The organism is Methylobacterium sp. Leaf91 (genome assembly GCF_001422815.1).
GTDB lineage: Bacteria > Pseudomonadota > Alphaproteobacteria > Rhizobiales > Beijerinckiaceae > Methylobacterium.
On the sequence record NZ_LMMP01000007.1, the window covers coordinates 121,067 to 127,646 of the forward strand.

5 protein-coding genes and 1 pseudogene are annotated in these 6,580 nt (G+C 64.1%); 4 read left to right on the plus strand and 2 right to left on the minus strand.

Going from position 1 to position 6,580, the window contains the following annotated elements:
* The first annotated feature begins 197 nt into the window (after positions 1-197).
* Both ASF32_RS08275 and ASF32_RS08280 read left to right on the plus strand, forming a co-directional pair.
* On the plus strand, positions 198-1,406 hold the full coding sequence (locus ASF32_RS08275; protein WP_056426219.1) for an acetyl-CoA C-acetyltransferase: 1,209 nt from the start codon (positions 198-200) through the stop codon (positions 1,404-1,406).
* Between the two features lie 120 nt (positions 1,407-1,526).
* Positions 1,527-2,009, plus strand: a complete 483-nt coding sequence (locus tag ASF32_RS08280) for a hypothetical protein (protein ID WP_056426222.1) — start codon at positions 1,527-1,529, stop codon at positions 2,007-2,009.
* 49 nt (positions 2,010-2,058) lie between these two features.
* Here ASF32_RS08280 and ASF32_RS08285 read toward each other — a convergent pair whose 3' ends face one another.
* A complete protein-coding gene (locus ASF32_RS08285; protein ID WP_082470028.1) occupies positions 2,059-2,844 on the minus strand; it encodes an EAL domain-containing protein in 786 nt (261 codons plus the stop codon).
* A gap of 110 nt (positions 2,845-2,954) precedes the next feature.
* Here ASF32_RS08285 and ASF32_RS08290 point away from each other — a divergent pair, with 110 nt between their 5' ends.
* Together ASF32_RS08290 and ASF32_RS08295 are read left to right on the plus strand one after the other, a co-directional pair.
* Positions 2,955-5,159, plus strand: coding sequence for a 3-hydroxyacyl-CoA dehydrogenase NAD-binding domain-containing protein (locus ASF32_RS08290; RefSeq protein ID WP_056426228.1), 2,205 nt, complete (start codon positions 2,955-2,957; stop codon positions 5,157-5,159).
* 60 nt (positions 5,160-5,219) lie between these two features.
* Positions 5,220-5,636, plus strand: a complete 417-nt coding sequence (locus ASF32_RS08295) for a DUF779 domain-containing protein (protein WP_056426231.1) — start codon at positions 5,220-5,222, stop codon at positions 5,634-5,636.
* Positions 5,637-5,926: 290 nt separating this feature from the next.
* On the opposite strand, the pseudogene ASF32_RS24420 reads toward ASF32_RS08295, so the two are convergent.
* Positions 5,927-6,478, minus strand: a pseudogene (locus ASF32_RS24420) (methyltransferase domain-containing protein); the annotation flags it as partial.
* Positions 6,479-6,580: the final 102 nt, after the last annotated feature.

Sequence of the window (6,580 nt, forward strand, 5' to 3'; positions counted from 1 at the left end):
CAGACTTTCAGTTCACCACGTCATTCCGGGGCGCTCGCAGAGCGAGACCGGAATCCAGAACCGCCGACGCGACAAACCTTGGATGTGTTCGCGGATCTGGATTCCGGGCTCCGCTTCGCGGCCCCGGAATGACGGCGAGACCGAGAGCAGACTTTGAAAGCCGTCGCTCCGCAGGAGCGGACAACAGGGAAACGCATATGCCCGAGGCCTTCATCTACGATCACGTCCGCACGCCGCGAGGTCGCGGCAAGCCGGATGGCGCATTGCACGAGGTGACGGCCCTACGCCTCGCCGAAACGGCCCTGCGCGCCCTCAAAGAGCGCAACGAGCTCGACACGCGGCAGGTGGACGACGTCATCCTCGGCTGCGTCGATCCCGTCGGCGAGGCCGGTGGCGACATCGCCCGGGCGGCGGCCCTGGTGGCGGATTACGGCACCCATGTCCCCGGCGTGCAGATCAACCGCTTCTGCGCCTCCGGGCTCGACGCGGTGAACTTCGCCGCGGCCCAAATCATGGCCGGCCAGCACGACATGACGGTCGGCGGCGGCGTCGAATCCATGGGCCGCGTCGGCCTCGGCGCCTCCGGCGGGGCCTGGCCGGTGGACCCGGCCATCGCCATCAAATCCTGGTTCATGCCGCAGGGCGTCTCGGCCGATCTCATCGCCACGAAATACGGATTCAGCCGCGACGAGTGCGACGCTTACGCGGTCGAATCGCAGAAGCGCTCGGCGAAATCCTGGGCCGACGGGCTGTTCAGGAATTCCGTCGTCCCGGTGCGCGACGTCAACGGCATCACCCTGCTCGACACCGACGAGCACATGCGTCCCTCCACCGACATGCAGTCCTTGGCCGGGCTGAAGGCCTCCTTCGTCCAGATGGGCCAGATGGGCGGTTTCGACGCCGTGGCGGTCGACGCGCATCCCGATGTGGAGATGGTCAACCACGTCCATCACGCCGGCAATTCCTCGGGGATCGTCGATGGTGCCGCCGCCGTGCTGGTGGGCTCGAAGGAAGCCGGCGCGCGGGCCGGCCTCAAGCCGCGCGCCCGTATCCGCGCCTTCGCCAATATCGGTTCGGACCCGGCCCTCATGCTCACCGGACCGGTGGACGTGACGAAGAAGGTGCTGGCCCGCGCCGGCATGACCATCGCCGATATCGACCTGTTCGAGGTCAACGAGGCGTTCGCGGCCGTGGTCCTGCGCTTCTGTCAGGCCTTCGGGCTCAATCCGTCCGAGGTGAACGTCAATGGAGGCGCCATCGCCATGGGCCATCCGCTGGGCGCCACCGGCGCCATGATCCTCGGCACGGTCCTCGACGAGTTGGAGCGCACGGGCAAGGAGCGCGCCCTCGTGACCCTCTGCATCGGCGCCGGAATGGGAACCGCCACGATCATCGAGCGGGTGTAGAACCGGGCCGGGGCGGGCTTTCGCCGGTCCCGCCTCCCAAACCCTTCGAAACGCTGTTAGACGGCGCGCTCCCGCCGCCGGAACCGGCGGCGCAAAGACAACATCGGGAGACACGCCAAGATGACACGCATTCTCGCCACCATGATGCTGACCACGGCATTGATGGCGCCGCTCGCCGCCCGCGCGGACGACATGTCCGACCGGGTCACGATCGCCAAGGATCTGGTTCAGAAGACGCTGATCAAGAACCTCGAAACCGGCTTCACCGGAGCTCTCGAGAAGACCGTGCAGCCGATGGCGGAAGACAAGGCCGAGGCGGTGCGCAAGGAAGTCCGCGCCGAGTTCGAGAAGCAGCGCGAAGTCATGATCGACGGTCTCTCGAAGGCCTATGCCGAGAAGTTCAACATCGACGAGCTCAAGCACCTCAGCGGCATCTACGACGACAAGATCTACCAGAAGTTCCAGGCGATCAATTCGGACCCGGCCTCGACCGTCACCGTCATCTCGCAGGGTGCGGTCACCAAGATCCTGAACATGCTGGCGATCGCCTCGGCCGGCGACAAGCCGGCTGCGCCGATGCCGCCCATGCCCGGCGCCAAGTAGAGACCGGCGCGAAGTAAAGCGCGAAGACTGGGAGGGGCTTCGCCCCCCCTTAGGACGCGAGGTCGAGGCGCGGCTCCCGCGCCTCGAAGCCGGAAACGCTCGGGAGGGCTTCGAGTTGGGGACGGGCGAAGTAATAGCCTTGGAACAGATTCGCGCCGAGTTCGCGCATGGTCGCGAATTCCGCCTGCGTCTCGATTCCCTCGGCGATGACCTCGATGCCGAGTTGCCGCGCGATCGAGAGGATGCCCGCCGTGATGACCTGCCGCGCCCGGTCACGGTCAATGCCGCGCAGCAGGTCCATGTCGATCTTGATCAGGTCCGGCTGAAAGTTGGCCAGCAGGCTGAGCCCGGCGAAGCCGGCGCCGAAATCGTCGAGGGCCGTCAGGAAGCCCTGCCGGCGATACTCGTCGACGATGCGCTGCAGATGCGCGATGTCGCGGAATTTCTCGTTCTCGGTGAACTCGAACATGATCCGCTCGTGAGCGAAGCCGAATTGGCGCGCCGCCTCCAGGGACGAGCGGATGCAGGCTGCGGGCTCGTAGACGGCGTTCGGCATGAAGTTGATCGACAACCTGGTGTCGTCGTCGGCTTGGAACAGGCGTCCGGCGAGTTCGATGGCACGCACCCGCGCGGCCTGATCGAACCGGTACATGGTCGCTTCGGTCACCTGCCCGAGGATCGATCCGGCGGACTGGCCCTCCGGGCCCCGGATGAGCGCTTCGTAGCCCCAGATCCGGTCGACCCTGGTATCGACGATCGGTTGAAAAGCCATGGTAAAATCAAGATCGAGATCGACGCCATCACGACATCCTTGGCAGGCCTTCCTCGACGCCATCAACTCTATCCCATGTTAAGACTTTGAACTTTCTCGGAAAACTATCCATCGGAAGGTTTTAGATCGCCTTAATGGATACGATTCCTTCGCCGAACCTTCGAGGGTCAGAAATGAATCTCACGAATTTCCGCTACGACGTCGATGCCGACGGGATCGCCCTCGCGACCTGGGACATGCCGGGCCGCTCGATGAACGTCTTCACCGAAGAGGTGATGAGCGACCTGCATCAGGTCATCGACGCCGTGGTGGCCGATCCGGCCGTGAAGGGCTGCGTCATCACCTCGGGCAAGGACAACTTTTCCGGCGGCGCCGACCTGACCATGCTCCAGGGCCTCGGTCAGGCTTACGAGAAGCTGAAAGCCGAGAAGGGCGAGGAGGAGGCCATGCGCCACTTCTTCGAGGAATCGCGCAAGCTCACCCTGGTCTTCCGCAAGCTCGAGACCTGCGGCAAGCCCTTCGCGGCGGCGGTGAACGGCATCTGCCTCGGCGGCGCCTTCGAGCTCTCGCTCTCCTGTCACCACCGGGTGCTGTCCGACGACCCGAAGACCCGCGTCGGCCTGCCCGAGATCAAGGTCGGGCTGTTCCCCGGCGCAGGCGGGACCCAGCGCGTCCCCCGCCTGATGCAGACCGGCGACGCCCTGCAGCTGCTGTTCAAGGGCGAGCAGATCCGTCCGCTCATGGCTAAGAACATGGGCCTCGTCCACGAGGTCGCGCCGAAAGACGAGATCGTCGAGAAGGCCAAGGCCTGGATCAAGGCCGGCGGCTCGGCCGTCGCTCCCTGGGACCAGCCGAAGTTCAAGGCCCCCTCGGGCAAGGTCTATTCGCCCGCCGGCATGATGATCTGGCCCCCGGCCAATGCGATCTACCGCCGCGAGACCCACGACAATTATCCGGCCGCCAAGGCCATCCTCGCCTCGGTCTACGAGGGCCTGCAGCTGCCGATGGATCTCGCCCTGCGGGTCGAGAGCCGGTACTTCGCCAAGATCCTGCGCTCCAAGGAGGCGGCGGCGATGATCCGCACGCTGTTCATCTCCATGGGCGAGCTGAACAAGGGCGCGCGCCGGCCGAAGGAGATCGCCAAAACCAGCGTGAAGCGGGTGGGCGTCGTCGGCGCCGGCTTCATGGGGGCCGGGGTCGCCTACGTCACCGCCAATGCGGGGATGGAGGTGATCCTCCTCGACCAGTCCACCGAGGCGGCCGAGAAGGGCAAGGCCTACGCCCACAAGCTCGTCACCGACCAGATCAACAAGGGACGCGCCAAGACCGCCGACCGCGAGGCCCTGCTGGCGCGCATCACCACCAGCGCCGATTACGCCGACCTGTCATCCTGTGATCTCGTGATCGAGGCGGTGTTCGAGGATCCCAAGGTGAAGGCCGAAGTCATCGCCAAGGTGGAGGCGGTGATCGGCGAGGACGTGATCTTCGCCTCCAACACCTCGACCCTACCGATCTCGGGCCTCGCCAAGGCGTCCCGGCGCGCGGCCAATTTCGTCGGCATCCACTTCTTCTCGCCGGTGGAGAAGATGATGCTCGTCGAGATCATCAAGGGCGAGCAGACCGGCGACGCCGCGCTCGCCACCGCCCTCGACTACGTCCGCGCGATCAAGAAGACGCCCATCGTCGTCAACGACAGCCGGGGCTTCTTCGCCAATCGCTGCGTCGGCGCCTATCTGTACGAGGGCCACAAGATGCTCATCGAGGGCATCCCCGCCGCCATGATCGAGAATGCCGGCCGGCAAGCGGGCATGCCGGTGGGACCCCTCTCCCTCACCGACGAGGTCGCCGTCGACCTCGCCCTGAAGATCGTCAAGGCCACCGAAGCGCAGCTCGGCGCTGAGGCGATCGATCCCGCTCAGAAGGCTCTGCTCACGACCCTGGTGGAGGGTGAGGGCCGGCTCGGCCGCAAGAACCGGAAAGGCTTCTACGACTATCCGGAAGGCGCCTCGAAGAAGCTCTGGCCCGGCCTGTCGGAGCTCCAGACCACGCGAATCGACCCCGACGACGTCGATTTCACCGAGCTGAAGCAGCGGCTGCTGGTGGTTCAGGCCCTGGAGGCCGCCCGCACCGTGGGTGAAGGCGTGATCACCGACCCGCGCGAGGCGGATGTGGGCTCCATCCTCGGCTTCGGCTTCGCCCCTTTCACCGGCGGCGCCCTGTCCTACATCGACTTCATGGGTGCGAAAGCGTTCGTTTCCCTGGCCCAGGGCCTGGAGGCAAAGCACGGGTCGCGTTTTGCGGTGCCGGACAACCTCCTGCGCATGGCGGAGGCCGGCGGCACGTTCTACGGCGACGCCGCGGCCAAGAAGGCGGCGTGAACGAACACCTCGGCTCGGGACATCCCCCGGCCGGGGTCACATGACGGGAGGGAGCGTTCCATGAGCACGACCGAAGCGACCACCGCCGATCAGGTCGGCGCCGACGGAACGCCCCTGCGGGTCACGGCGACACCGGCCGCCATCGCGTTGATCGAGGAATTGCGCGCCGAGCACGGGCCGGTGATGTTCCACCAATCGGGCGGATGCTGCGATGGCTCGTCGCCCATGTGCTACCCGGTGGGAGATTTCCTCACCGGCGACAGCGACGTCCATCTCGGCCAGGTGGCCGGCGCCGATTTCTGGATCAGCCGCCCGCAATTCCAGGTCTGGAAGCACACCCACCTGATCCTCGACGTGGTGCCCGGCCGAGGCGGCATGTTCTCGCTGGAGAACGGCCGCGACAAGCGCTTCCTCATCCGCTCACGGATCTTCACGGACGCGGAGAACACGGCGCTCGAAGGCGCGTGCCGGATCTGACCCGCACGCAGCGCGCTTCCCTCATAGGCGAAAGCTCTCACCTGGTCGCCCGGCGTGGTCGGTTGCGTGCGATCCTTGACGAGCCTTGGAAGGGGCCGCTTTCGTGCCGTTTCACGGGGCGGAGCGTACGACCGGGTTTGGTGGAGAGCGGTCAGACAGCTTTCGGAAAAGAAACAGCCAAAAGCTGCTATCTGCATGGAGTCGTCAGTCGTTCCGAGTTCGATTGTGTCTTGGGCGAAATGGCCCGTCGAACAGGAAGTAGAAGGGCCGCGAATTCGTCAGAGCCTATGCTAGCATTTGCGAGCAACAATTGTCTGCATCTGGTTGATTGACGCGTCGATCTCTACAGAAAATCCTAGCCGGCACATTTCGGCAGCAACCCATGAGGGACTCAGCCGAAGCTTTCGATAACTGCTTTTGTGAAGTTCCCACCCATGGTCAGATAGGAGATACACAAGGTCGTTCACGACAACATGCTCAGGCTCATACAACAACGCGCATAGCATAATACGCTGGTCGTCTGATCGCACAGGTATGAACCGATCAGTCCCGGTCAGTTCGGTCGAGAAATCACGAAATGTGAGTGCAAGCCGGCCATCGGAACGCAACGCACGATAAGTATCTTCGAGCAACCTTGATACATCATTCTGACTTTCAAGGTGAGTGAGGGTGTCTCCCATGCAGACGATGGCGTCAACTCCCCCTTCCGTGACGAGCCTTGGAAATGTTAGCAGGTCTGCAAGTATTGCCTTGATCGAGCGGCTTTCGATAGTTTTGCTTAACTCATCCAATAATGCTTGGCTCGTATCAAGCGCCAGCACGTTCTTAAACCCTAGATCAGAAAGTGCTAGAGCCGTGCCCGCTCAGCTTGGATCATAGGCATCGTATCCAGCGGCGGTGAGATAGTTGCGGCACTCGTTCGGCCGGAAGGCAGAGAAAGCCTC

Coding starts and splice junctions, on each gene's coding strand:
- ASF32_RS08295 (WP_056426231.1), top strand. CDS start 5,220: ATGAGCACGACCGAAGCGACCACCGCCGATCAGGTCGGCGCCGACGGA.
- ASF32_RS08285 (WP_082470028.1), bottom strand. CDS start 2,844: ATGGCGTCGAGGAAGGCCTGCCAAGGATGTCGTGATGGCGTCGATCTC.
- ASF32_RS08280 (WP_056426222.1), top strand. CDS start 1,527: ATGACACGCATTCTCGCCACCATGATGCTGACCACGGCATTGATGGCG.
- ASF32_RS08290 (WP_056426228.1), top strand. CDS start 2,955: ATGAATCTCACGAATTTCCGCTACGACGTCGATGCCGACGGGATCGCC.
- ASF32_RS08275 (WP_056426219.1), top strand. CDS start 198: ATGCCCGAGGCCTTCATCTACGATCACGTCCGCACGCCGCGAGGTCGC.